The following is a 1,088-nucleotide window of genomic DNA, read 5'->3' on the forward strand; positions in this document are numbered from 1 at the left end:
TGACTAGCGATGGTGTTGAACAAGAGATTGTTATTACCATTAACGGTGTGGATGATTTATCTATCGTAGCTGGCGATACAACGGGAGCGGTCACTGAAGATGATGCTGCGACGTTAAGCACGTCAGGTACATTATCGTTGTCAGATGTTGATAGCTCAGACAACACAACCTTTACTGCTGAAACAATTAACGGTACTTACGGCGAAATTACCATCGATGCCGACGGCAACTGGACATACGCGGCGGATAACACGCAAGCGGCGATCCAATCTTTAGATGACGGCGAGTCAATCACCGATACCATCACTGTTATGACTAGCGATGGTGTTGAACAAGAGATTGTTATTACTATTAATGGCATGGATGATTTATCTATCGTGGCTGGCGACACAACCAGCGCCGTAACTGAAGATGATGCCGCGACGTTAAGTACGACAGGCACATTATCACTAAGCGATATCGATAGCTCAGACACCACAACCTTTACTGCTGAAACAATTAACGGTACTTATGGTGAAGTCACTATCGATGCCGACGGTAACTGGACATACGCCGCGGATAACACGCAAGCGGCTATCCAATCATTAGATGACGGCGAGTCGATCACCGATACCATCACTGTTATGACCAGCGATGGTGTTGAACAAGAGATTGTTATTACTATTAATGGTGTGGATGACTTATCTATCGTAGCTGGCGACACAACCAGCGCCGTAACTGAAGATGATGCCGCGACGTTAAGTACGACAGGCACATTATCACTAAGCGATATCGATAGCTCAGACACCACAACCTTTACTGCTGAAACAATTAACGGTACTTATGGTGAAGTCACTATCGATGCCGACGGTAACTGGACATACGCTGCGGATAACACGCAAGCAGCGATCCAATCATTAGATGACGGCGAGTCGATCACTGATACCATCACAGTTATGACCAGCGATGGTGTTGAACAAGAGATTGTTATTACTATCAACGGTGTCGATGATTTATCAGTTGTTTCTGGTGATGCAACTGGCGTGGTAACTGAAGATGATGCTGCTACGTTGAGCACGACTGGTACATTAACGTTGTCAGATGTTGAT

General features: G+C 45.7%; 1 protein-coding gene. It reads left to right on the forward strand.

Annotated elements, in window-relative coordinates:
* The coding region (locus tag V5290_RS17260) for a VCBS domain-containing protein (RefSeq protein WP_333388735.1) at window positions 1–1,088 on the forward strand (1,088 nt) is incomplete at both ends.

The organism is Psychromonas arctica, assembly GCF_036697365.1.
Taxonomy (GTDB): Bacteria; Pseudomonadota; Gammaproteobacteria; order Enterobacterales; family Psychromonadaceae; genus Psychromonas; species Psychromonas arctica_A.